Source organism: Peristeroidobacter soli, assembly GCF_004138485.1.
In the GTDB taxonomy this organism is placed as follows: Bacteria; Pseudomonadota; Gammaproteobacteria; order Steroidobacterales; family Steroidobacteraceae; genus Steroidobacter; species Steroidobacter soli.
Genome location: NZ_ML142848.1, coordinates 1,021,457 through 1,043,499 on the forward strand (window position 1 = coordinate 1,021,457; position 22,043 = coordinate 1,043,499).

General features: G+C 63.5%; 18 protein-coding genes. 2 read left to right on the forward strand and 16 right to left on the reverse strand.

Annotated features, from left to right (window positions below; genetic code table 11):
- Window positions 1–88 precede the first annotated feature (88 nt).
- The 8 genes from EKO19_RS04125 to EKO19_RS04160 all read right to left on the reverse strand — a co-directional run bounded on the left by EKO19_RS04125 (window position 89) and on the right by EKO19_RS04160 (window position 12,265).
- Complete coding sequence (locus tag EKO19_RS04125; RefSeq protein WP_129775123.1) at window positions 89–796, reverse strand: flagellar assembly protein FliH; 708 nt, start codon at window positions 794–796, stop codon at window positions 89–91.
- Window positions 793–1,806, reverse strand: a complete 1,014-nt coding sequence (gene fliG, locus EKO19_RS04130) for a flagellar motor switch protein FliG (protein ID WP_129775984.1) — start codon at window positions 1,804–1,806, stop codon at window positions 793–795. Before fliG ends, EKO19_RS04125 begins: the two co-directional genes overlap by 4 nt.
- Window positions 1,799–3,559: a flagellar basal-body MS-ring/collar protein FliF gene (fliF, locus tag EKO19_RS04135; RefSeq protein WP_129775124.1), complete on the reverse strand. Its 1,761-nt coding sequence runs from the start codon at window positions 3,557–3,559 to the stop codon at window positions 1,799–1,801. Before fliF ends, fliG begins: the two co-directional genes overlap by 8 nt.
- An 81-nt stretch (window positions 3,560–3,640) precedes the next feature.
- Entirely contained in the window at window positions 3,641–4,006 is a 366-nt protein-coding gene (gene fliE / locus EKO19_RS04140; RefSeq protein ID WP_129775125.1) for a flagellar hook-basal body complex protein FliE, read from the reverse strand.
- 11 nt (window positions 4,007–4,017) lie between these two features.
- Window positions 4,018–5,157 (reverse strand): sigma-54 interaction domain-containing protein, encoded by a 1,140-nt coding sequence (locus EKO19_RS04145; protein WP_281280994.1) that lies wholly within the window; start codon window positions 5,155–5,157, stop codon window positions 4,018–4,020.
- A gap of 156 nt (window positions 5,158–5,313) precedes the next feature.
- Window positions 5,314–6,822, reverse strand: coding sequence for a sigma-54 interaction domain-containing protein (locus tag EKO19_RS04150; RefSeq protein WP_175596949.1), 1,509 nt, complete (start codon window positions 6,820–6,822; stop codon window positions 5,314–5,316).
- 365 nt (window positions 6,823–7,187) lie between these two features.
- Window positions 7,188–9,695, reverse strand: a complete 2,508-nt coding sequence (locus EKO19_RS04155; RefSeq protein ID WP_175596950.1) for a S9 family peptidase — start codon at window positions 9,693–9,695, stop codon at window positions 7,188–7,190.
- A 14-nt stretch (window positions 9,696–9,709) separates the two neighbouring features.
- The gene (locus EKO19_RS04160; RefSeq protein WP_129775127.1) at window positions 9,710–12,265 is read right to left on the reverse strand and encodes a TonB-dependent receptor domain-containing protein; all 2,556 of its coding nucleotides are present in this window, start codon (window positions 12,263–12,265) and stop codon (window positions 9,710–9,712) included.
- A gap of 115 nt (window positions 12,266–12,380) precedes the next feature.
- On the opposite strand from EKO19_RS04160, the gene EKO19_RS04165 reads away from it, so the two are divergent.
- Window positions 12,381–12,953, forward strand: a complete 573-nt coding sequence (locus tag EKO19_RS04165; protein ID WP_129775128.1) for an RNA polymerase sigma factor — start codon at window positions 12,381–12,383, stop codon at window positions 12,951–12,953.
- Window positions 12,946–13,992: a FecR family protein gene (locus EKO19_RS04170; RefSeq protein ID WP_129775129.1), complete on the forward strand. Its 1,047-nt coding sequence runs from the start codon at window positions 12,946–12,948 to the stop codon at window positions 13,990–13,992. Before EKO19_RS04165 ends, EKO19_RS04170 begins: the two co-directional genes overlap by 8 nt.
- Window position 13,993: 1 nt before the next feature.
- On the opposite strand, the gene EKO19_RS04175 is transcribed toward EKO19_RS04170, so the two are convergent.
- The 8 genes from EKO19_RS04175 to flgK all read right to left on the reverse strand — a co-directional run bounded on the left by EKO19_RS04175 (window position 13,994) and on the right by flgK (window position 22,039).
- The gene (locus EKO19_RS04175; protein WP_129775130.1) at window positions 13,994–14,560 is read right to left on the reverse strand and encodes a PilZ domain-containing protein; all 567 of its coding nucleotides are present in this window, start codon (window positions 14,558–14,560) and stop codon (window positions 13,994–13,996) included.
- A 5-nt stretch (window positions 14,561–14,565) separates the two neighbouring features.
- Window positions 14,566–14,904, reverse strand: coding sequence for a hypothetical protein (locus EKO19_RS04180; RefSeq protein WP_129775131.1), 339 nt, complete (start codon window positions 14,902–14,904; stop codon window positions 14,566–14,568).
- The gene (gene fliS, locus EKO19_RS04185; RefSeq protein ID WP_217705112.1) at window positions 14,901–15,311 is read right to left on the reverse strand and encodes a flagellar export chaperone FliS; all 411 of its coding nucleotides are present in this window, start codon (window positions 15,309–15,311) and stop codon (window positions 14,901–14,903) included. Before fliS ends, EKO19_RS04180 begins: the two co-directional genes overlap by 4 nt.
- A gap of 83 nt (window positions 15,312–15,394) precedes the next feature.
- Window positions 15,395–16,771 (reverse strand): flagellar filament capping protein FliD, encoded by a 1,377-nt coding sequence (gene fliD / locus EKO19_RS04190; RefSeq protein WP_129775132.1) that lies wholly within the window; start codon window positions 16,769–16,771, stop codon window positions 15,395–15,397.
- A 19-nt stretch (window positions 16,772–16,790) separates the two neighbouring features.
- A complete protein-coding gene (locus EKO19_RS04195) occupies window positions 16,791–17,144 on the reverse strand; it encodes a flagellar protein FlaG (protein WP_157995111.1) in 354 nt (117 codons plus the stop codon).
- Between the two features lie 22 nt (window positions 17,145–17,166).
- A complete protein-coding gene (locus tag EKO19_RS39435; protein ID WP_129775134.1) occupies window positions 17,167–18,591 on the reverse strand; it encodes a flagellin N-terminal helical domain-containing protein in 1,425 nt (474 codons plus the stop codon).
- A gap of 269 nt (window positions 18,592–18,860) precedes the next feature.
- A complete protein-coding gene (flgL, locus tag EKO19_RS04205) occupies window positions 18,861–20,069 on the reverse strand; it encodes a flagellar hook-associated protein FlgL (protein ID WP_129775135.1) in 1,209 nt (402 codons plus the stop codon).
- Window positions 20,070–20,146: 77 nt separating this feature from the next.
- The gene (gene flgK / locus EKO19_RS04210) at window positions 20,147–22,039 is read right to left on the reverse strand and encodes a flagellar hook-associated protein FlgK (RefSeq protein ID WP_129775136.1); all 1,893 of its coding nucleotides are present in this window, start codon (window positions 22,037–22,039) and stop codon (window positions 20,147–20,149) included.
- Between the last annotated feature and the right edge of the window lie 4 nt (window positions 22,040–22,043).

Below are 22,043 nucleotides of genomic sequence, written 5' to 3' on the forward strand. Positions count from 1 at the left end.
CAGTTCGCGCCACGCTTGAGCTGCAGAACCGGAGCGTCCTGCGGCCCAAGGTCCGCGCCCGATGAATTCCCGCGTGAGGCCGCGCTGTTCATACCTGCCCCGCTTTGGCGTCGTCGCCAAACATGTCGGCAGACGCGCCGGCGTCAGCGGACGCTTCGTCGCCGCGCACGGCCGTCGCGCGTTCGTCACCCAACAGAGCGCTAATGACGCTGCCGATCCGTGTTTCCAAACGCGCATCGATCTGCGCCGTCTCGGTCGAGACTCGGCAACCACCGCGCCCCATGACCGGATCCTCAGCAATCGTCCAGGCGCGCTCGCCAACGGGCGCCGCGAGTTTCTCGCGAACGACCGCCGCATCTTCAGGATGTAAATGAACCCGCACATCGCGAGCCGACGCCGGCAACAGCGCCACGGTCTCACGAATGATCGCGATCACTTGACTCGGATCGATGCGCAGCTCACGACGCACCAGGTGACGGCCGATGCTCAGCGCGAGCTGCAACAGCTGATCCTCCACTTCGGGATCGAGCTCGTCCAACGGACGCGCCAATGAATTGATGATGGAGTCGAGACGCTCGATGCGCGTCTGCAGCTGTTGAAGCTGCGGACGCATCTCGCGCTCGACCGCGGCCAGCGCCTGGGCGCGACCTTCTTCCTGGCCCTTGGCGAACGCTTCGTCGTACGTGCGCTGTTCGAGATCTTCCAGCTCCTGCACGGTCTTGCCGGGGCGACGCCCCTGCACGGCCGCCTGCATGCTGGTGATGCTCGGCAATTCGTAGCGCGGCGGGCTCGTCATACGAACTCTTCACCCTTGCCGCCGAGCTGGATGGTGCCGGCTTCGGACATCTTACGAACCTGCAACAGAATTTCCTTCTGCGCGGCTTCCACTTCGGACAAGCGCACCGGACCGCGCGACTCCAGATCGTCCTTGAGCATTTCGGCGGCACGCTGCGACATGTTCTTGAAGATCTTCGCCTTGAGATCGTCCTCGGCACCTTTCATGGCGAGCAGCAGTTTCTCGCCCGGCACGGCGCGCAACACTTCCTGCATGCCACGATCGTCGATCTCGACCAGATCGCCGAACACGAACATCAGGTCCTGGATCTTGCCGCCGAGCGAGTCGTCCACCTTGCGGATGTTCTCGATCAGCACGCTCTCCTGGGTCGAATCCAGGAAGTTCATGATCTGCGCCGCCGTCTTGATGCCGCCGATGACCGACGTCTTGAGCGCGCCGGTCTTGCCCGCGAACTGTTTCTCGATCACTTCGTCGAGCTCGTGCAACGCCGTCGGCTGAATGCCGTCGAGCGTCGCGATACGCATGATCACGTCCGCGCGCAGCCAATCCGGGAACTGCGACAGGATCTCCGCCGACTGATCGGCATCGAGATACGCGAGCACGATGGAAATGATCTGCGGATGTTCCTGACGGATCAGCTCGGCGACCGCGCGCGCGTCCATCCACTTCAGCGCCTCCAGACCCTTGCTGGAGCGGCCGAACAGAATACGATCGATCACGCCGCCGGCCTTGTCTTCGCCGAGCGCGCCGATCAGCACCTTGCGCAGATAGTCGTCGACGCCGATGCCCAGCGCGGTCTTTTCCTCGAGCTCCTTGGTGAAGCCGGCGAGCACGTCCTGCACTTCCTGACGTGAAATATTCTGCAGCTGGGTCATGGCCCCGCCGATGCGCTGCACGTCTTTGGCGCCCATGTGCTTCATCACTTCGGTGGCTTCCGCCTCGCCGAGCGACAGCAACAGGATGGCGGCACGCTCAGTGCCGTTGCGCTTGGGTTCCTTATCTTTACTCATCATCGCCGACCCACGTCTTCACCAGCTGCGCCACACGAGCGGGATCCTGCGCCACCAGAGCGCGGGCTGCCGCGATCTGTCCGTCATAATCGAGCGGTGCCGCCAGGCTGCCATCGGCGGCGAGCGCTGCCGGCGCTGCCATCGCCATAGCGACTGGATTCACCTGCTGCACTTGAGCCTGCTTGTCGTCCTTGTCCTTGCCCTTCTTCTCGACCTTCGGCGGCACGCCCAACAAGCTGCGAAGCATCGGTCGCAACACCGCGAACACCAGCACCAGCAGTGCGATCAAACCGACCAGCAACTTCGCCATGTCGCGCATCAGCGGCTGTTCCCACAGCGGGATCTTGTCCGGCACGATGTCTTCCGGCTTGGTCTCGCCGCGGAACGACTGATTCACGACGCTGACGCTGTCACCGCGCTGTTCGTTGAAACCGATCGCGTCCTTGACCAGCTTGGTCATATTCTCGATCTGCTCCGGCGTGATCGCCGTTTCAGTGACCTTGCCGTCCTCGCCGGTCGCTCGCAGGTTGTCCACCAGCACCGCCACGGTGAGGCGCTTGAGACGGCCCGCCGGCGACCTGGTGTAAGCCACCGTGCGATCGATTTCATAATTGCGAGTCGCCTGCTTGGACGTGTTGTCCGGCGGCGCGACGGTCGCGGCACCGTTTGCATTCCCGTTCGCGGCGGCCGCGGCGCCAGTCGCGCCGGCCGGCGCCGGAGTCGCGCTCGCACCCGGCGGCAGCGCAGTGCCCGGCTGCGGCGGCTGATTGCTCAACGCCCCCGGCACACCCTGCGAACCTGCACCGTTACGGCTCGACTCTTCCGATGTCTGCTCGCTGCGAACGATCTGGCTTTCCGGCCGGTACTGCTCACGAGCTTCTTCCGTCGTGGACATCTCGACATCGGCGACGACCTGCGCACGTACGCGATCGCTGCCGACCAGCGGCGCCAGCAACTGCTGAACTCGCTGCGTGTAACGATCTTCGAGCTCGCGCGCGATTTCCATTTGCTTCTCGCGCTCGGCCACTTCGGTGTTGGTGCCATTGGGAGACGACAACAGGCGGCCCTGTTGATCGACGACCGTGACCTGCTCCGCTTCGAGTTCAGGAATGCTGGACGCGACCAGATTCACGATCGCGGTGACCTGCTCCGACTCCAGACGACGGCCCGGCTTCATCTGCAGGAACACCGAGGCGCTCGGCTTGCGACGATCGCGAACGAACGCGGACTGACGAGGCAACGCGAGGTGCACGCGCGCACCCTCGACGGCCTGCAGATTGGTGATGGTGCGAGCAAGCTCGGTTTCCAACGCGTGCTGATAACGCGCGCCTTCCATGAACTGACTGACGCCGAAGCCCGGATCCTTCGACATGACGGAGAAACCGCCATCGCCTTCCGGCAGACCCTGACCGGCGAGTTTCAAGCGCGCGTCGTGCACGCGATCGGCGGGCACAGTGATCGTGCCGCCGCCTTCGAGCTTATAAGGAATGCCGTTGGTATCCAGCGCCTGCGCGATCTGCGCGGCATCCGACTGACCGAGACCGCCGTACAACAAACTGTAGGTCGGCTCCTTCGACCACAGAACGATGCCGACACCGGCGGCCACTGCGGCTGCGATGCCAATCAGGAGCACCAGCGGCTTGAAAGCCGGCGGAATGAGCGTCGGCCGCGGCGGCTGTGCGGGCGTCGACGTCTCTGCCGGCATGCCAGCCGACATCTGCGCAGGCGACGGCAATGCTGCTTCAGCACTCATGCTTTACCCCGAATACTCCACTCATGTCGCATAACAAACCTTGGCTCTGCCTATTCATTAGTCACCAGTCAGGAGTCACTTCTAAATAGGCATGTTCATGATTTCCTGATACGCGCTCACGAAGCGGTTGCGCACTTCGGTGACCGCGCGGAAGGAAACACTGGCCTTCTGCATTTCCAACATCACTTGCGGCAGCTCGATGCCGGGCACGCCCTGCTCGAACTTGGTTGCCAGATCCGAGGCGCGAGCCTGCGTCTGGTTGACCGAATCCAGTCCTTGTTTCAACACATTCGCGAACGAGTTGGTCGGCGACTGAACGGCGCTTTCCACGCCCGCCACTTTGGCAACGTCGTTCGTCGGAGCGCCGACGCCACCGCCGACCCCCTTGATCTGCGACTGCATGGCGCGGATCTGCGAGAGCACGGCGTCGATCTGTAATGAAGACATGTCTGCTTACCTCAAGCCGCCGGAACCACGAAGCCCGCCTCGCGCAGACGCTGCAACTTGTAACGCAACGTGCGGGGACTGATGCCGAGGCGCTTCGCGGCCGCCTGGCGATTGCCGCCATCCGAGCGAAGCGCATCCAGAATCAGATCGCGCTCGGCGCTCGACAACGAATCCGAGAGACCGCCTTCAGCAGTACCGTTCCTGCGAACGGTCTCCTGCGCAAATGGACGCTGAGGCGCGGCCACGAAATCACGAACCGTCTGACTCGCAGCGGCCAGCGCGGCCGGCAATGCATCCAGACCTTCGATTTCGAGATGAATGTGCTCCGGCTGGATCACCGAGCCATTGGCGAGAATCAGAGCACGCTGCATGACATTGTCCAGCTCGCGCACATTGCCCGGCCACGGATACAACAACAGCATGTGAGCGGCATCGGCGCTCAGCGCCGGAATACGCTCACCGGCGCGGCAGCGAGCAGTCAGCAAACGCATCGCGAGCGGGAGCACGTCGTCACGACGTTCACGTAACGGCGAGGTCTGCAAAGGAAACACGTTCAAACGGTAGTAGAGATCTTCACGAAAACGACCGGCGGCAACTTCGGCACGCAGGTTGCGGTTCGTGGTCGCGAGGACGCGCACATCCAGCGCAATGGAAGAACGACCGCCGAGACGCTCCACTTCGCGCTCCTGAAGAACGCGCAGCAGCTTGGCCTGCAGGCCCAGCGGCATCTCGGTCACTTCGTCCAACAGCAGCGTGCCGCCCTGCGCCTGCTCGAACTTGCCGGCGTGGCTGGCATGCGCGCCCGTGAACGAACCCTTCTCGTAGCCGAACAGAATGGCTTCGAGCATGTTTTCCGGAATCGCCGCGCAGTTCACCGCCACGAAGGCTTTGGTGGCGCGCGTCGAATGACGATGAATGAAACGAGCCAGCACTTCCTTGCCGGTGCCCGACTCACCGGCGATCAGCACCGTGCAGTCGCTGGCGGCGACGCGTCGGGCCAGGTCGGCCAGGCGGCGCGACGTATCGGCAATTGCAACCATGTCGTCCGATGACGAGAGCGCCGCGCGCGGATCGGACACCGCAACGGCGTCGTCATTGACCGCCTGCTGGGTGCTCACGTCGTCGAACTCTGTTTGTGACACTGCGCTCATTCGTACGGATCTCTGTTTGCCACCCCAGAGGGAGCAAGTTCTGTTCCAGGGCCGTAGCGGAGAGGTTTTGCCGGTGAATCCTGTGGAGCCCATCACACCGGCAAAGGTTTGCCGCGGCAATCGCGCCCAGCCGCGCGTTGAGCTGGGCCGCGTCCGTCAAAGTTCCGACGCGGCGGCCTCGTTGAGCATGTGGAATTTGCGCAGCTTCTCGACCAGCGTGGTACGACGCAGTTTCAACAGACGCGCCGCATGCGCGACGGTGCCACCGGCACGGGTCAGCGCTTGCTGGATCAGATCGCGCTCGATGGTGAAAAGATGATCACGCAGGTCGATGCCTTCGGCCGGCAGTTGCACGACCGCGGCCCCGCTCGGCTCGCTGGACAGCATGGACATGACTTCCCGGTCCTCGTCCAGCGCCTCTTCGGCTTCCAGCTCGGACTCCAGGGTCTCGACCGGCACCTGCAGATCGGCGCTCAGGTCCAGTTCGGCGAGCAAATCGGCCGGCCGATACTTCAGCGGCAGATCGGCCACGTCGACCGAGCGATTCGGGCAAAGAATGGACAGACGCTCGATCAGATTGCCGAGCTCGCGCACATTGCCGGGCCAGGGATAGTGGCTCAGCACCTTGAGCGCCCGGCTGGTCAGTTCGACTCGGCTGCGCCCCTCGGCGACGTTCCGATCGGAAAAGTCCCGCACCAGCATCGACAGGTCCTCCATGCGGGTCCGCAGCGCCGGCATTTCGATGGGGAACACGTTCAAGCGATAGAACAGGTCCTCGCGGAACGTGCCCTTGGTGATCGATTCCTCGAGGTTGCGGTGAGTGGCGGCGATGATGCGCACGTTGCAGCGGATCGGTGTGTGATTGCCGACGCGCTCGAATACCCGTTCCTGCAACACCCTCAGCAGCTTCACCTGCATCGGCAGACTCATGTCGCCGATCTCGTCGAGGAACAGCGTGCCGCCCTCGGCGATCTCGAAGCGGCCCTTGCGAGCCGCGATGGCACCGGTGAAGGAGCCTTTCTCGTGTCCGAACAGCTCGCTCTCCAGCAACTCCGCGGGGATGGCGCCGCAGTTGATGGCGACGAACGGACGCTGGCGACGCGGACTCGCCTCATGGACGGCACGAGCCGCCAGCTCCTTACCGGTGCCCGACTCGCCCAGGATCAGCACGCTCGAGTCGTGAGCGGCGACCTGGCGAATGAGGCGCGTGACATCGCGGATCGCGGCCGACGAGCCGGTAGGCATGGCAACGTCGCTGATCTCCGCCGGGGCAACCTGTGCCGGCATGCGCAAGGCCGTGCCCAGCACGGAATGCTTGAACGGAAATGTGAGGCGCTTCACACGAGCGACGCCAACCGCGGCGATCAATTGATCCGCGACGGTCGAAGAGCCGTACGCCACCACCGGGATGTCGCTCAGCTGCTCGCGCAAGGCGGCGCCCAGCTCGACCCAGTCGCAGTCGGCGACATCGCCGACCAGCAGCGCCGGGGGATTGTTCGGGGTTTGAATCACGGCGCGCATCAGGGCGCAATGATCGATCAGCAGCGGCTCGAGACTCAGTTCACGCAAGACGTCCGCGACTTTTTCTGCCCGCCCAGAGTCGCTGTCGTATACGACGGCCTGCTGGATGGTCAGGCTTCTCGCCTGGGTGTCGTTCAAATTCATTCCGTCGCCTCGCGCCGAACGCGTCAGTATTTTTGTAAAACCTGACGGGCATTCTGTGCTTGGGAATGAACGGCTCTATCAGGCTAACCCTGAACGCCACGCGTGCGTGAACTGCTGCCAGAAATTTGGCGCCCGGCTCAGGGAGGAGCTGAGTAAACCATGGTGCCGACCGCAAGAAAATGCGCACTGGCGCGCACTTTCATCGCGCCTGAGCAGTACCGATACTGCGTCGGACTATTGGCGCGCGCAAAACGAGTGCGACCTGCGTCACACTCCAGGACCTGACAACTCTTGCAATCTCAACAAGCAAGTAAATCTTGCGGGGCCTCCCCCAATGATCGGCGGAAGGCCCACAAGCTTGAGCACTAACTGCCCGGCTGCGCCGGCGCGATCTCCTCGAACCACGCATCGATCCGCTCCACGAGGTCGCGAGCATTGGCCGGACTGCTGATGGCGTGCCCCTCACCCCAATACCGGACGAAGCGAGCCCGCTTGCCCTGACGGTAGAGCGCACTGAAGAACTCCTCGCCCTGCTGAAGCGCCACGTAGTCCATGTCGCCCTGGACGATCATGAGCGGCGTCTGCACACGGTCCACCGCGAAGTAAGGACTGTTGCGTAGGTAGCGATTCAAGTCCGCCCACGGCGGCGATCCCATGCCGGTCTGTCCGCCCTCCGTCATCGCCATCTGGTTCGCGTACTCCGGCGCGTAGTCGGTGTAGCGGAACCTCGCATCGAACTGTCCGTACAAGCTGATGAGGTTGGACAACCCCGCCAGCGATACACCGGCGGCGAAGCGCCTGGTCTGAGTCAGCAACCCGTAAGTGGAATAGCCGCCGAAGCTGGCGCCCATCACGAACAGGCGTTGCGGGTCGGCGATGCCGAGCTCGACCGCCTTATCCACCGCCGGCAACACGCCGTTGGGCAGTTTCAGCATGGGATCCTCGACGGTGCCGAGCGGTTTGAGCGGCATGCTCGGCAGCAGCACCGCATAACCACGCGCGGCCCAAATGTGCGCGCTGTACTGCGAGATCCAGCGACCGAACTTCAGACTCTCGGGCGGCACTTCGGAGAACATCTGGCCGGCGTAGACCGATGTGATCATCGGATAGCGACGGCCAGGCACGTAGCCCACGGGCATGAGCACCCAACCGCGCAGCTTCTCGCCATCCAGACTCGTGTACTCGATCGATCGCTGCTCGGGTTTGGCGATGTCGCGCAGCCAGCCATTCGCATCGATCAGCGTCGACGTCGCGCCGTTGCGATCCACCAGCGACAGACGCAGGCCATCGCCAGGATTGGCTTGAAACACGGTGCGCCCGCTTGCCGGCGCGAAGCTGAGCAACTCCGCGCCGGCTTCCGGCGTGGCCAGCGCCGTTCGCTTGCCCGATGCCAGGTCGAGGTGCTCCAGCGTGAGTGCCGTACCTCGACGAATGCTCACGACCAGATCCCTGTAGACGGTTCCCGGCACCGCGTACTCGCGCTGGCCATCGTTGGTGGTTGCGGGCCAAACGATCTCTTCGATCTTGTCGCCAACGATTCGAGCCGGCGGCGCGTCCAACTGGATGCGCCACAACTCGCCCTCCACCAGGCCGACGAACGAGCGGCGCGACGTTTCAGGCCACAACTGCACCGGCACTCGGGTCATCGCGGACGTGAGATTGCGGCGCTTGCCATTCGAGCTCACCAGCCACCAGTCGCGGCGTGCATCGGCCGCCGGGGACCGGTCGTTTGCTCGCTCGACCCCACGAATGAGCAAAGAGCCCTGCGCCGTCCATTCGATTTGCGGCGGGATCCACCACGAACCCACGGTGCCCAGATATAGCGAACCCAGATCGACAACATCGAGCGTGCCTCGACGCGGGTCCGCGATGTACAACTGCTGCAGGCCATCGCGAACATTCTCGAAACCGAACATTGCGAGCCGATTGCCATCGGGCGACCAACGCAGCGAGCCGTACTCCAGATCTCGCGCAATCGACTCAGCGCTCAATACGCGACGACCCGCGCGATCGACGACATCGAGCGTATAAGTTCGATTCACATCCTGCTTGACCGGCTTGTCGATACGCGGTGGGGTGACTCCCACTTGCCTTGCGTAAGCGATGTAGTCGCCGCGCGGGGATGGCGATGGGGCGATGGAGGTTGCGTCCGCCAGGACCAAAGCTGCGCCGCTCACCTCGAAACGCACCAACTGACCTTGGGGTCGCTTGCTGATATCGATGGGAACGCCGCTCTCCAGCACGCTCGCCGAGGTCTGCTCGCCCAGTACGGTCCTGGCCCATTGCGTGGTCGCGATTCGCTGCGTCTTCTGCTCGACATCGAGGCCGATGGGCCGCTCGCCCGCGGGCAGCAACGGGCAGATGAGATGAGTCGCATCCAGCCAGATCTGCGGCGCGCGGCGGACGCTCGAGTCGGAATTGACGCCGCGTTCGCTCAAGCGCTGCAGCGTTCCGGTCTGGCTGTCCCAGAGCCACAGCCAGATGTTGTCGCCCACTATCGGCCCGCGCGTGGACAGCATCGCAATGTAGCGACCGTCCGGCGACCAGGCCGGAGCGAACCAGCCAGAGCCGTCCCCGGCGCCTCGGGTGATGTTGATTGCCTCGGTCGCGCCCGGGCGTTTCAGCCACACGTCGCCGAGCTGGTTGTTATATAAAAAATCGATCCTGAAGTTGCGCGAGGTTGCCCGTGGCCGGGTGCGAGTAAACGCAACGGTCTTGCCGTCCGGAGACACTGCCACCGGGCCGCCGTAGTAAGTGCCCGAGCCCTCGAGCTGAAATATATCGTCCACGGCCAGCCCGCGCTCGGCGGCTCGAACAATGCCGGATGCAGCGAGCACGGCCGCCAGGAGCAGCAACGATTTGCAGCGGATCATGGGTCGGTGCTCCGTCATTTGCCCGAGCCGCCAAACTGCTTGGCGATGTCCACGAAGAAATAACGGCCGATCGCGTTCGCATTGGTGCCGTCGAAGTCATAGCCATAGTAGTTGACGAAAGGCGGCGCCTCGTCGGTCAGGTTCTGCACGCCCACGCCGATGCGCAGCCCACTCAGCCAGCCGGCCCGCCGGTCGGTGACGTACTGCGTGGACAGATCGATGGTGGTCCACGAATCGATGGGCGCCTCGAATCCCGGCCGCGTGTCCCGATAGGAGTCCACGTAGTTCACGAATACGGTGGCGCGCAGATTGCCGCGACTCCAGCCGATCGAGTTGCGAAGTTTCAGATCCACCGGCAGATGCAACTCGTTGAGTCCCTGTCGCAGCGGCGACTCTTCGGTCAGCTGTTCCTTTTTGCGGAACAGATACGTGCCGCCGAGCCGGATGTTGAAATTGCCCAGCGCGGTGACCAACGCATAGCCCAATTCGAAGTCGAGCCCGCTCTGCTCGACGCGGGCGACGTTCGCCAACTGGTTGTGGATGATGGCGCTGACATTCGCGGCCGGCTGCAACACCTGACCAGTGCTGATCCGCAGACGCGGATCGTCGTAGTAGGACTGCACGACCGCATCGTCGGGGTCGCGCTCGATGAAGTCGCGATATCGTTCCTCGAGCAGGAACACGTCGTAGATCGAGCCGGCCACCGGCGTGGCGATCCGATGGTCGATCTGCAAATCGAAATAGGTGAGCGTGGCCGAAAATCCTGGCAGCGCTCGCGGCGTGAAATCCAATCCCGCGGTCCAGCTCTCGGCCTTTTCGGCACGCAGGTCGCTGTTGTTCCCGCTCAGCATGATGAGCGGCGACTGGCCAGTCGGCGAGCGCGGATCCGTGACCACGTAGTAATAAGGTGTCACTGGCACCGAGACTTCGCTGGTCTCGTACAGACTCGGCGCGCGCATCGAGGTGCCATACGTCGAACGCAGGTTCAGCCCTTGCGCCGGCGACCACAGCAGGCCCAGCTTCGGATTCGTGGTCGAACCGAAGTCGCTGTAGTGGTCATAGCGACCCGCCAGCGTCAGCTCGAGACGCTCCAGGCCCGTATGCCGATTCGCTTCGCCCACGAAAGGAACCAGCACCTCGGCGAATGCGGCGGACACGTCGCGGTCGCGTGCCCCGCCGGTGGGCGCGGACGTGCCGGTCGAATCGAATGTTTCGTGACGTAAATGCACGCCCGCGGCCAGCTTCACCTGCCCGCCCGGCAACGCGAAGATCGCGCCATCCGTTTTTGCGTCGAGCGCCTGCACCGTCGTGCTCATATCGACGAGCCCGAGGCGCACATTGTTACGAATGGTGGGTTGGCTGGTGGTACTGACGCTGTAGGACCCCGCCACTTCAGCCGCCCAATCATTCGGCAGTTGCATCAGCAATGCGCCGGTGCCGCCGTACTGTGTCACCTCCACCGGCAGGGCGATCAGGGTCAGGCCGGAGTGATACGACAGATCGCTGCTGCGTTGGGTGTACATGCCGTCGGCCACGAGCTGCACGCGGTCGGTGAGCGATTGAGTGAGCGACACGAGCCCACTGTGCCGGCGCATCTCCGGAACGAGCGCCATCTCCTGAACGCTGGCGTTGCGCGTGATCTCACGTTCCTTGGTGAGCAGCGAATCCCGGTCGGAATACTCATACGTCGCCAGCACGCCGCCGGAATTCCACTGTGTGCCGAACGTCTGCCCGAGCCGGCGCTCGGCGCTGCTGCCTTCGGTCACGTCGCCATAGCGAACCCGGGTCTCGGCGCCTTCATAGTCCCTTCGCAGCACGATATTGACGACACCGCCGACCGCATCGGCGCCGTAGATCGCCGAGGCGCCATCGGTCAGCACGTCGACCCGCTCGATGGCGGCCAGCGGAATCATCGACAGGTCCACCGAATCGCCGATGCCCGCCGCCGCCAGGCGACGGCCGTTCAACAACGTCAACGTGGAATCGCTGCCGATGCCACGCAGGTTGGCGCCGGAGGAGCGGCCGAAGTTGTAATTGGAGGCTTCATCGCCGACCGTGGCGCCCATGGTGAGCTCGGAAAAGCCGCCACCGAAGTTCTGCGGCAGGCTTTGAATGAGCTGCTGTGTGCTGGAGAACCCGGAGTCTTCGATATCCTCGCGGCTGAAAACCAACAGGGGCGCGGCACCGGTGGCGCCGCGAATGTGCGAGCCGGTGACGACGATTTCCTGAATGGCGCCGGCGTCCGACGTCGTCACGGGCTTGCCGCGAATCGCCACCGTATTCGCGTCGATGACGTCGTAGTTGAGCTGGGTGCCCTTCAGCAATGTATCCAGCGCATCGCGTGCGACCCGCTCGCCATTCACACCGGGCGTCGAGCGCCCCTCCAGCACATCGGCCGAGCCGGTCACCTGCACTCCGGATTGCTCCGAATAGCGCAGCAGTGCCGAAGACAACTCCTGCGGCTCGATGGCGAACTTGATCCTGGACGCCAGATCGGCGGCCGCCGGCACCGGGTGCAGGCTGGCCCCCAGACACAGCAGACCGATGGCGAGACCTGTTTTAATAGTCATGCAACTCCCCAGTGATATTCCCGGGGACTAGACGAATGGCGCCGCCGATAGTGAACTGAAAAACGATGCCGCAAAAGAGAGTTCCGGAATGCCCTCGCCATTCGTCTAGCCCCCGATGAACGACGGAAACTTCAGCTCCGACGAATCCGAGAGCGGACCGGGAGATGCGCCCGACGCGCGCTCCCAGCGCGTCGAGCGGCTGTTCCGGGAACACAACGAGGCGCTGATCCGCTTTCTCATGTCTCGCATGCGCTCCTACCACGAAGCGCGCGAAGTGGCGCAGGAAGCCTATGTCCGCCTGCTGAGCCTGGACGATACCGGCGCGGTCAGTTATCTCCGCGCGTTTCTGTTCAAGACCGCCGCCAACATCGCCATCGACCGACAGCGGCGCGATCACTCTTATGGCCGCGTCGATGAATTGCCGCTGTTCCAGGAATTGACTGAGCAACGCACTCCGGAGCGGCGGGTCGCGGGCGAGCAGACACTGGCACGCCTGCAGCGGCTCATCGCCGCGTTGCCGGCCAAATGCCGCGAAGCCTTCGTGCTTCATCAGTTTCACAACATGAGTCCAGCGCAGATCGCTCAGCAGATGCGCGTTTCCGAGCGCATGGTCCGCAAATACATCGTCCGTGCCCTCGCCCACTGCCGGGCTGGCTTGGACTCGACTGGAGGATCAGGGAATGATTGAGCAGACAGGCGCCGATCAGGATCGCGCGCATCTGGCAGCAGCCGAGTGGCTGCTGAAGTTGCAGGATGCGGACGTGCCGGTCGAAGAAGTCATGGCCTGGCAGCGCTGGGTGCAGGCCGATCCAAAGAATCTGGCGGCGTTCGAGCGCATGCAGGAGATGACTCTACAGTTGCGCGCTCTGCAAACACCGGCACGGGCCGGACGCCTCGAGATGGCGCTGGACAGTTACGACGGCTCGGTACCGGTGTCGCAATGGCGTCCACGACGACACGTCATCTTCGCCGCGGCGGCCGCGCTGCTGATCAGCGTCGTTATCGCGTGGCAAGCAACGACTCTGCAACGAGGTCCTGTCGATGTGCTGGCGACGGCCGTCGCCGAGAATCGCATCGTCACGCTCGCCGACGGTTCCACCGTCACCTTGGGCGGCAAGACTCAACTCGAAGTTGCATTCGATCCCAACGAACGACTCGTGACGTTGTCGAACGGCGAAGCCTTGTTCCGCGTGGCCAGGGATGCCCAGCGTCCGTTCAAGGTCCGAGCCGGCGACGCGACGGTGATCGCGCTCGGCACCGAATTCAATGTTCGCCACGGCGAGCGGCAGATCGTGGTCTCGGTGCTCGAAGGCAAGGTACGGGTCGAGCCGACGCCCGGCATCGTGCCGCTGGCGATACGCAGGCCCTTTCAGCCGGCATTGAAACCGGTACAGGTGACGGCCGGAGAACAATCGATCGCGACCGACGCGAGCATCGGCGATGCCGAGCGATTGACCGACCCGGCGTCTGTCGTCTCCTGGCAGAAGGGCCGGCTGGCATTCCGTCGTCAGCCGCTGCGCACGGTGCTCGAAGATGTGAATCGCTATACGCCCAAACCCATCGTGCCGGCGGACGACACGGTGGGCGCTTTGCGCATCACCGGCACCGTCGACGGCAACAACGTCACTGGATGGCTGGCGAGCCTGGAAAACGTGTTTGAATTACAAGCGGTGGAGGATGCCGATCGCATCGTGCTGCGACGTTCGGAAACGCCGCGGCACCGATGAGTCATTTCTTCGGCTGACGCACGCCGGCGACCTGACGCCGATGCTTGCGGAAAGCGAGCTTCTCCAGCAGATCGGAGATATTTTCGCCCGGCGGCACGAAGCGCACCTTGACCTTACCGTCAGGGCTTACCGAAGCGATCCGGCCGAACAGCCGCAACGGATCGGCGACGCAATCGCGCAAATAGACTTCGAGCACACCCTGATTGCCCAACGGCGGGAATGGCGAAGTGCCCTGGAACACACCGCCGAGCGCGTTGAAGCGCACCGCCGCCGGCTTGGGGCGCGGACGGCTGGCGATCAGCAGCGCGCCGACCATGTCCAGCAGCAGGTTCATTTTCATTTCCAGCCGCATGATGTCGGCGGCGTGAGGCGAATTGTCGTCCGGCTTCTCGATCTGACCGTGTTCGTCGAGCGCCGCGACCGCCTGCAATACGCGCAGGTTGCGGTCGGCGAAGCTGCCGACGACGGCCGGATCGAAAGGTTCGGGCAATGGCCTCCAGGCCACCGGCAATACGTCTTCGTAGGCCAGCTCTTCGTACAGAATGACCGTGTCCAATCCTTCATACATAGCAGCTACCTGCTCTGTTTGAGCAGCTCCAACATGCTGTCCACCGCGGCCGAGTCTGGCGTGTCCACCACGCCGTTCGCAACCGTTCCCTGTGTCGTCGTATCGAAGTGAGGAAAGACATTCGCGGGGGCAATCTTTGCCACCGCCGCATCCGATTCCGCCATCGCCTGCTGGAGCGCGCCCAGCCACTGACGGTCCTGTGGCGACGCGGACGCCGACAGGTTGTTCAACAATTCACGGCGCTCCTGCACCGTCTTGGGCACGTCCTGCCACTGGCCGGTCATGGCCTGCTGGACGAGCTTGTGGGTGGCGGCCAGTACGCCGTCGGCAATGATCGAGCTCATCGGCCACGACCCTCCGGAGCAATCGCCAGCCACGCACCGCGGATCTCATGCAGCAGCAGGCTCACTTCGTCGAGCATCTCCACCTTGTTTTCGGTGGTGGCGAGCAGCAGGCGGCGGCACATGTAATCGTACAGCTCGGCGAGGTTGGCGGCGATCTGTCCGCCATTGCGCAGATCGAGACTGTTGCGCAGCTCGCCGATGATGGACATGGAACGATTGATCAGACGAGCCTTCTCGGACGTCTCGTTCCGCTGCATGCAACCACGCGCGGTCGAGATGCGCTCCAGGGCGCCGTCCAGCAACATCACGATCAGGCGATGCGGGTCCGAAGCCGCCACACCACCATGCGCAGCTGCGCTCTGATAGGCGGCGAGATTCGAAGACTTTGCGTAACCCAGCATGCTCATGCTCCATCAATCCTTGAAGGGGGTAACGGCGTCCGCGGGGGTTACTTGAGGCGTCCAAACCTCAGAGTTTCCACGCGTCAACTTCAATTCGGCGACCAGCTCGGCAACGAATCGATCTGCTGCGACAGGTACGCCGACGTGGACGACAGACTCGACAGCAGGGTGTCGAGCCGGGTGAACTGTTTCAGATACGTCTGCTGCACTATCTGCATGCGCAGGTCGATGTCGTCCTTTTTCTTGGTCAACGCTTTCTGCTCGGCCTGCAGGGCCTTGTTGCGCGTATCGATGGCGGCGCCGTTGGCGAGACGATCGGTGATCTGGGAGTACAGCTTCGCGGCCACGCCGGTCTCGGCGTTGCCGAACAGACGCGCCACGCCGTCGAAGTCGCTGGACAGTGCGGCATCCAGCTTGGTGTCGTCGATGGACAGCGTGCCGTCCTTCGCCGAAGAAGTGATGCCGATGGACGCGAGCGTCTGCACGGCCGCGCCGGCTTCGGCCACCGGACTCGACAAAGTGCGGCGGATCTCGGTGTCGACGCCGGTCAGAATCGAATCGCCGAGCATCGGACCGCCAGTCTGCGAGGCGGAGTCGTAGCCGCCGAGGCGGGTCATCATGCCGCGCAGAGTGTTGTACGCGGTGACGAACGACTTGATCTTGTCCTTCGCCGCGCTCTTGTCATAACCCACTTCGATACCGACCGTCGTGCCCGGCTCGGCCGAAGCCAGGTTCAAGGTCACGCCGTCGATCACACCGGTCAGGGTGTTGGTCTCGCTGGTCGTCGCATAGCCCGCCACATTCACCAGTGCGTCCTGTGCCGCACGCAGCTGGGTGTAGTTCGCCGTGTTGGTGGTGGTGTACTCGAGCGCCGACAGCGTGCCCGCCTGCGTCACTTGAATCGCGTTGGCGGCACCGGTCTTGGTCGACGTGAGCACCAGGTGCGCGCCGTCGGCTGCATTGATGATCGAGGCGCTGACACCGGGATTGCTGGTGGACGAATTGATGGCGTTGCGAATGTCGGCGAGCGTGTTGGCCGGATCGGCGATGCCGACGCTGAAGCTGGTGGCACCGAGCGAAATCGTCAGCGTGCCGGAGCCGACCACCGTGGTGGCACCGCCGGCGAACGCCGTCGATGAAATCTGCTGCGAGCTCGCCAGTTGCTCGACTTCGATATCGTAGCGGCCCGGCGCGGCAGTGGCCGTGGCGGTGGCGGTCACGATGTCCGCATCGGTGCTGGTCGTGGAACGACCGCTGAACACGTTGGTGGTTTTCAGTCCGTTCAACGCGCCCTGAAACGTCGACAGCGCACCCAGCAAGGCGCTGGTCGCGGAGATCTGCAGCGTGTTCTTGGAAACAGCACGCGCCAGCTGATCGTCCAGCGGTTTGCGCTCGGCCGCGACCAGCTGGGACACCAGACTGTTCACGTCGATCGACGAGCCGCCCACCACGCCTGAAGTTGCCATCGTCTGTTTCCTTGTTCCGTTACACGGTCTGATCGATCAGACCGGTGTGCGCCTTGCCGCCCAGGTTGTGCGCCAGGCGCATGATTTCTTCCGAGGGGATCTGCCGGATGGTCTCGCCAGTGTTCTTGTCCTTGACCGTGACCACCGTGCGACCGCTGTCCTCGTCGATCCGAAATTCCAGGTAACGATTCATGCTCTGCATGTATGTTTCCAGCTGCTGAGCCGCGCGCTTCACCTCTTCGGTGGAAGGCTCGGCCGGCTGGCGAACGGGCGTCGCTTCGGCAGCCGCGGTCGGCTGCGGAAATGACGGCGAGCGGGGAGATCTTGCGATCTCCCCGCCCGCTTCGACCTGACTTGCGTCAAGCCTGCTCATCATTCACTCCGTGGAGTGCTCATTAGCCGCGGAGCAGCGAGAGCACGTTCTGCGGAGCCGAGTTCGCCTGCGCGACCATCGCCGTACCTGCCTGCTGCAGGATCTGCGACTTGGTCATGGCGGCCGTTTCAGACGCGAAGTCCGCGTCCTGAATTCGGCTGCGCGAAGCAGTCAAGTTCTCGGCAGTGGTCTGCAGCGAGGCAACGACCGACTGGAAGCGGTTCTGCGTGGCACCGAGCGAAGCGCGAGCGCCGCTGATCTGGCCGAGGGCGGCGTCGATCGAGGCCAGCGCGTTACGCGCATTGTCAGCAGTCGTCACGTCGATCGCGGAGATCGCAGTGCCGCTCGGGCCGACGCCGATGGCGGCGTTGCCCAGACCCGTGGTCGCCGTGCCACCGAAAGTGATCGCCGTGACGCTGCTCGGAGCGACATAGTCGATATCGAACGTCGCGGTGACCGCGGTGGTCAGGCCGCCGAGGCCCACGTCACCCAACGTCGAACCACCGGCAGCGGTGAAGTTCGTGATGGAGATGTTACGACCGTCGGCCGCCGTCAAGCGCAGACCGGTGCCCGTATCCGTCGCCGTCACGCCCGTGGCGGCCGACTGTGCGTTGATCGCGGCGAGCGAGTTGGAAATGTTGCTGGCAGCGCTGGCCGAAGTGGCCACCGAAATGTTGATGCCGTTGAGGCTGAACGTCGTGGTGCCGGCACTGGCCGCAGCGGCGCCCGTCAGGGTACCGGAGGCAACCGTAGCGTCGGCATGCGCGGTCAAGCCGGTGATGCCCTGCGAGTTGATCGCGTTGACCAACGAGCGGGTGTCGGAGAACGTCGCGCCGCCGCCAATGTTGACCGCACCGCCGCCGGTGTCGACCGAGAACGTACCGGCGGCGGTAAACGTCTGGTTCTGACGTGTGACGCCGTTGAACGCACCGAGCGCCGCCGAGCGGGCATTGGTGATCGAAGAGACCGTGATCTGGTCGGTGGCGGTCGCGTTGGCGCCGACCTGGAAGGTCTGAGCCTGGAACGAGCCGTCCAGCAGCTTCACGCCGTTGAACGAAGAGGCCTGCGCAACGCGGTCGATTTCTTCCGCGAGCTGCTGCACTTCGGCGTTCAAGGCAGCGCGGTCGGAGGCGCTGTTGGACGCGTTGGCGGACTGCACCGCCAGTTCGCGCATACGCTGCAGGTTGTTGCCGATCTGCGAGAGGTCGCCTTCGGCCGTCTGCGCAAGGGAGATACCGTCGTTCGCGTTACGAGCAGCGACCGTGAGGCCGTTGATCTGCGAGGTCAGACGCTCAGAGATGGCGAGACCGGCGGCGTCGTCCTTCGCGCTGTTGATGCGCAGACCGGAAGACAGACGCTGCAGGGAGGTCGCCAAAGAATTGGCGGATGTCGACAGGTTACGCTGAGCGTTCAGCGACATCACGTTCGTGTTGATTACAAGTGCCATGAAACAAACTCCTGGTGATTACGTTGCCGTAAGACCCCAAGTCTTCCGGCTTGCATCTCAGCACTGACGGCGTGATGTGCGCCGGACTGCTGTTCAAGTGCTGTATCGGTGCGACCACCTGGAACTTGAGTGGGTGTTACCACATCGATGAAAAGTGAGCACTCGGTCACGGACAGCGGCTTAACAGTGGCGAGCAAAGGGTAAAAAGCCTACGCAGCAACGCTCTGACACATGATCGAAAGCGGCCGAGGCCCTTTCGATCAGCGCTATCAACTCAGATAGTTGAACAGCGACAGATTGGAGATCTTGCTGTAGGACAGCTGCGCCGCCTGCAAGCCCACCAGTTGTTGATTCATTTTGGTGAGCGCCTGCGCATAGTCCAGATCGCGCAGATCGGACAGCGCGCTGGCCGTATCGATATCCATCGATTCGCGCGAGGAATCCGCGGAATCGAGCCTCGCGAGCCGGGTGCCGACTTCAGCGCGCACGCCGAGGAAATGATCGCTCGCTTGATCCAGCTGTTGTAACGAACCGGAGAGCGTCGAGGTCAGTTTGGCGTTCGCGGCGGCGTTGCCCGCCGGCTGCCGCAGCAGATCGACGACGTTGCCGATCGTTTCGAAAACGCTTTCGCTGCGGCTGCGGTTCACGGTGAAGGTATCGCCCGTCGCGGGCGCGCCCGAGACAGTGACGTTCACGCCGTTGAATGTAATGGCGCTGCCGGCGGTGTAAGTGCCGGTCTGCACGACGTTCGCCGGCGTGGCACCGTCGGTGATCTGATAGGCGGTCGGCGATGTGAAAGTGATGGTGTAGTCGTCCGGCACCCAGCTGGCCCGATCCACCACCGAGCCCACGTCGATCGACCCCGAGCCGGTGTTGCTCATGTTCACGGCGGTCGAGAACGTGCCGTTGCCTTCGGGAATGTTCATGAACACGTCGTAGCCGTTGTGACTGTCGGCCATGCGCTGCGTGCTGGAGATCTGCAGCTGCCGCGAGCCCTGATCGGCCACGTAGCTGATCGCCGAGCCCGAGCCGCCCGCGAACGGCTGCGTCCTGGTCGAATAGCCCGAGAACAGATATTCGCCGTTGCCGTCCTGACGATTGGCGATGTCCTGGATTTCGTCCAGACGTTGCGCCAGCTCGGTCGCGATGGACTTGCGATCGGTGTCGCTCAACGTGGCGGTGTTGCCCGCCGACACCATCAGCTCGCGCACGCGGCCCATCGCGTTGCTCATATCGACGAACGCCTGCTCCTCGAGATTCAGACGATTCTTCGCCAGCGTGCTGTTCTTCGCGAACTGCTCCGACTCGGACTGCGAGCGCTGCAGTTCCTGGATGTGCACGTAGGCGATCGGATCGTCGGCCGGCGTGGTGACGCGCAAGCCGAGCGCCATCTGGTTCTGCAGCTTCGCGAGCCCCGACTGCTGCTCCAGCATCGCGCTGAGCGAGCCCATCGAAAAACCGAGAGTGGACATACGCATGTTCAAACCTCTTCTCGAGCAGCCGTCCCTGGAACGTTAGCCAGCCGTTACATCCGTGTACCGGCGTTCGCCCGGACTCACCCGCGGGTCGCCTGGAGCACGGACTGGAAGCAGCTGTCCGCGACTCGAATCATTTGCGAGATGGCCATGTAGGCCTGCTGAAAGCGCAACAGGTTGGCGGCTTCTTCGTCGAGGTTCACGCCCGACACCGCCTGCATGGATTCGGTCGCTTCTTCGGCAACCACTTTTTGCGCGGCGGCCGTCACTTGCGCCGCATTGGTCTTGACGCCGATGTCGCCGACGAACTGACCGATGCCCTGCGACAGCGAGGTGGTGCCGTTATTCATCACCGGCTCGTTCATGAGACCGGCGAGCAGCAACATGTTCCGGTTGTCGCCGGTGCCGGTGCTGTTATCTCCGACAGTGAATGTATCGCCCGCTGCCGGCGTGCCGCTGACCTGCACGCGCCAGCCATTGGCGTCGATGTTCGAACCCGCCGTATAGGTGTACACGGTCGGATCGCCACTCACCGTATAGGTCGTGGCGCTGGTGAAAGTAATGGTCGCCGCCGTACGCAACGCTGGGTTGGTGGGATTCAACACCTCGCCCGCGGTGATCGTGGCGCTGCCCTGATTGCCGGTGCCGGCTTGAGCACGGATGGGAGCGGCCGCCGCGACCTCGGCCGGATCCGTGACCAGCACCTGCATCGAGCTGACCGCGCCGGCGGTCGGCATGATCTTCAAGCTGTCGCCGACGCCCGCCGTGCCGCTCACCACGATCGACAAACCATCGGCCACGAACGGATCGCCCGCCGTGCCCGTACCGCTCATCGGCACGGTTGCGCCCGTAGCCGCGTTCCGCAAGCTCCAGCCACCGGCGGTATTGGTGAGAATGTAATCGGAGTTCGTCAGCGCGCCCGTGCTGGTGCGCGTGACGGTCGCACTGGAATTGCCCGTGTTGTTTGCATGCGGACGAACCACGACATCGCCGACGGCGAAGAAATCGCCGCCCATGTTGCCGTTGAGGTCCATGCCGGCGTTGTGCTGCTCGTTCATCACATCGGCCAGCGCGACGCTGATCTTGCCGATGGTGTTGCGCGCCGGATCGAGCATTTCAGTACGAAAACTGAGCAGGCCGCCCAACGTGCCGCCCGAGAGCGAGCTGGTGATATCGATGGTGCCGACGCTCGACTGCACGGCCAGGCGCTTGCGCGTCGGATCGTACGGATCGCTGGTGGCGACGACTTTGGCCGGATCGCTGCCGACCACCAGCGGCTGGCCGTTGCCGATGAACACGTTCATCTGATTGTCGTCGGTCTTCACGACGTTGACGTTCACGTGCGTCGACAGCTGGTCGATCAGACGATCGCGCTGATCCAGCAAGTCGTTCGGCGCCTGACCGCTTTGCGCATAACCGCTGGCGATCTGTTTGTTGAGGTCCGCGATGCCCCTGGCAAGCGAGGTGATGGTATCGGCCTCAGTAGAGATCGACGCATTCACCTGGCTGTCCAGGCTCTTCAAGCTCGAGTCGTAGCTCTTCAAACGATCGACCAGGCTGCCCGCCTCGCTCAGCATCGTCTGGCGCGCGGCCGTGGAATTCGGCGCGTTGGCAACGGACTGCAAAGCGTTGACGAACTTCTGCATCGTGGCGCTCAAGCCCGTGGTCGAGTCACCGAACAGATTGCTGACGCGCGCGGCCTGGCTTGCATACGTATTCGATTGGTTGTAAGCGCTCGACGCGCTACGCGCCTGGTCGGACAGGAAACTGTCGTAGGCGCGATTGACGGCGGCGACATCCGCGCCGCTGCCGACCCAGTTGCCGCCGAGGAACTGCGGCGTGCGGGTCTGGAAATCCGGCAACTGCCGGCTGTAGCCCGGGGTGTTGGCGTTGGTGATGTTGTGGCTGGTCACGTCCAGCGCCCGCTGGAACGCGAGCAGGCCGGAAATGCTGGTATTTAACAGGTCTGCCATGACT

Bases quoted from the DNA above. Each gene is read 5' to 3' on its own strand.
- EKO19_RS04195 (WP_157995111.1), bottom strand. From the start codon at position 17,144: ATGAGCAGGCTTGACGCAAGTCAGGTCGAAGCGGGCGGGGAGATCGCA.
- EKO19_RS04180 (WP_129775131.1), bottom strand. From the start codon at position 14,904: ATGAGCTCGATCATTGCCGACGGCGTACTGGCCGCCACCCACAAGCTC.
- fliG (WP_129775984.1), bottom strand. From the start codon at position 1,806: ATGAGTAAAGATAAGGAACCCAAGCGCAACGGCACTGAGCGTGCCGCC.
- EKO19_RS04155 (WP_175596950.1), bottom strand. From the start codon at position 9,695: ATGATCCGCTGCAAATCGTTGCTGCTCCTGGCGGCCGTGCTCGCTGCA.
- flgL (WP_129775135.1), bottom strand. From the start codon at position 20,069: ATGCGTATGTCCACTCTCGGTTTTTCGATGGGCTCGCTCAGCGCGATG.
- fliF (WP_129775124.1), bottom strand. From the start codon at position 3,559: ATGAGTGCTGAAGCAGCATTGCCGTCGCCTGCGCAGATGTCGGCTGGC.
- flgK (WP_129775136.1), bottom strand. From the start codon at position 22,039: ATGGCAGACCTGTTAAATACCAGCATTTCCGGCCTGCTCGCGTTCCAG.
- fliD (WP_129775132.1), bottom strand. From the start codon at position 16,771: ATGGCAACTTCAGGCGTGGTGGGCGGCTCGTCGATCGACGTGAACAGT.
- EKO19_RS04170 (WP_129775129.1), top strand. From the start codon at position 12,946: ATGATTGAGCAGACAGGCGCCGATCAGGATCGCGCGCATCTGGCAGCA.
- EKO19_RS04150 (WP_175596949.1), bottom strand. From the start codon at position 6,822: ATGAATTTGAACGACACCCAGGCGAGAAGCCTGACCATCCAGCAGGCC.
- EKO19_RS39435 (WP_129775134.1), bottom strand. From the start codon at position 18,591: ATGGCACTTGTAATCAACACGAACGTGATGTCGCTGAACGCTCAGCGT.
- EKO19_RS04175 (WP_129775130.1), bottom strand. From the start codon at position 14,560: ATGTATGAAGGATTGGACACGGTCATTCTGTACGAAGAGCTGGCCTAC.
- EKO19_RS04160 (WP_129775127.1), bottom strand. From the start codon at position 12,265: ATGACTATTAAAACAGGTCTCGCCATCGGTCTGCTGTGTCTGGGGGCC.
- EKO19_RS04165 (WP_129775128.1), top strand. From the start codon at position 12,381: ATGAACGACGGAAACTTCAGCTCCGACGAATCCGAGAGCGGACCGGGA.
- EKO19_RS04125 (WP_129775123.1), bottom strand. From the start codon at position 796: ATGACGAGCCCGCCGCGCTACGAATTGCCGAGCATCACCAGCATGCAG.
- fliE (WP_129775125.1), bottom strand. From the start codon at position 4,006: ATGTCTTCATTACAGATCGACGCCGTGCTCTCGCAGATCCGCGCCATG.
- EKO19_RS04145 (WP_281280994.1), bottom strand. From the start codon at position 5,157: ATGAGCGCAGTGTCACAAACAGAGTTCGACGACGTGAGCACCCAGCAG.
- fliS (WP_217705112.1), bottom strand. From the start codon at position 15,311: ATGAGCATGCTGGGTTACGCAAAGTCTTCGAATCTCGCCGCCTATCAG.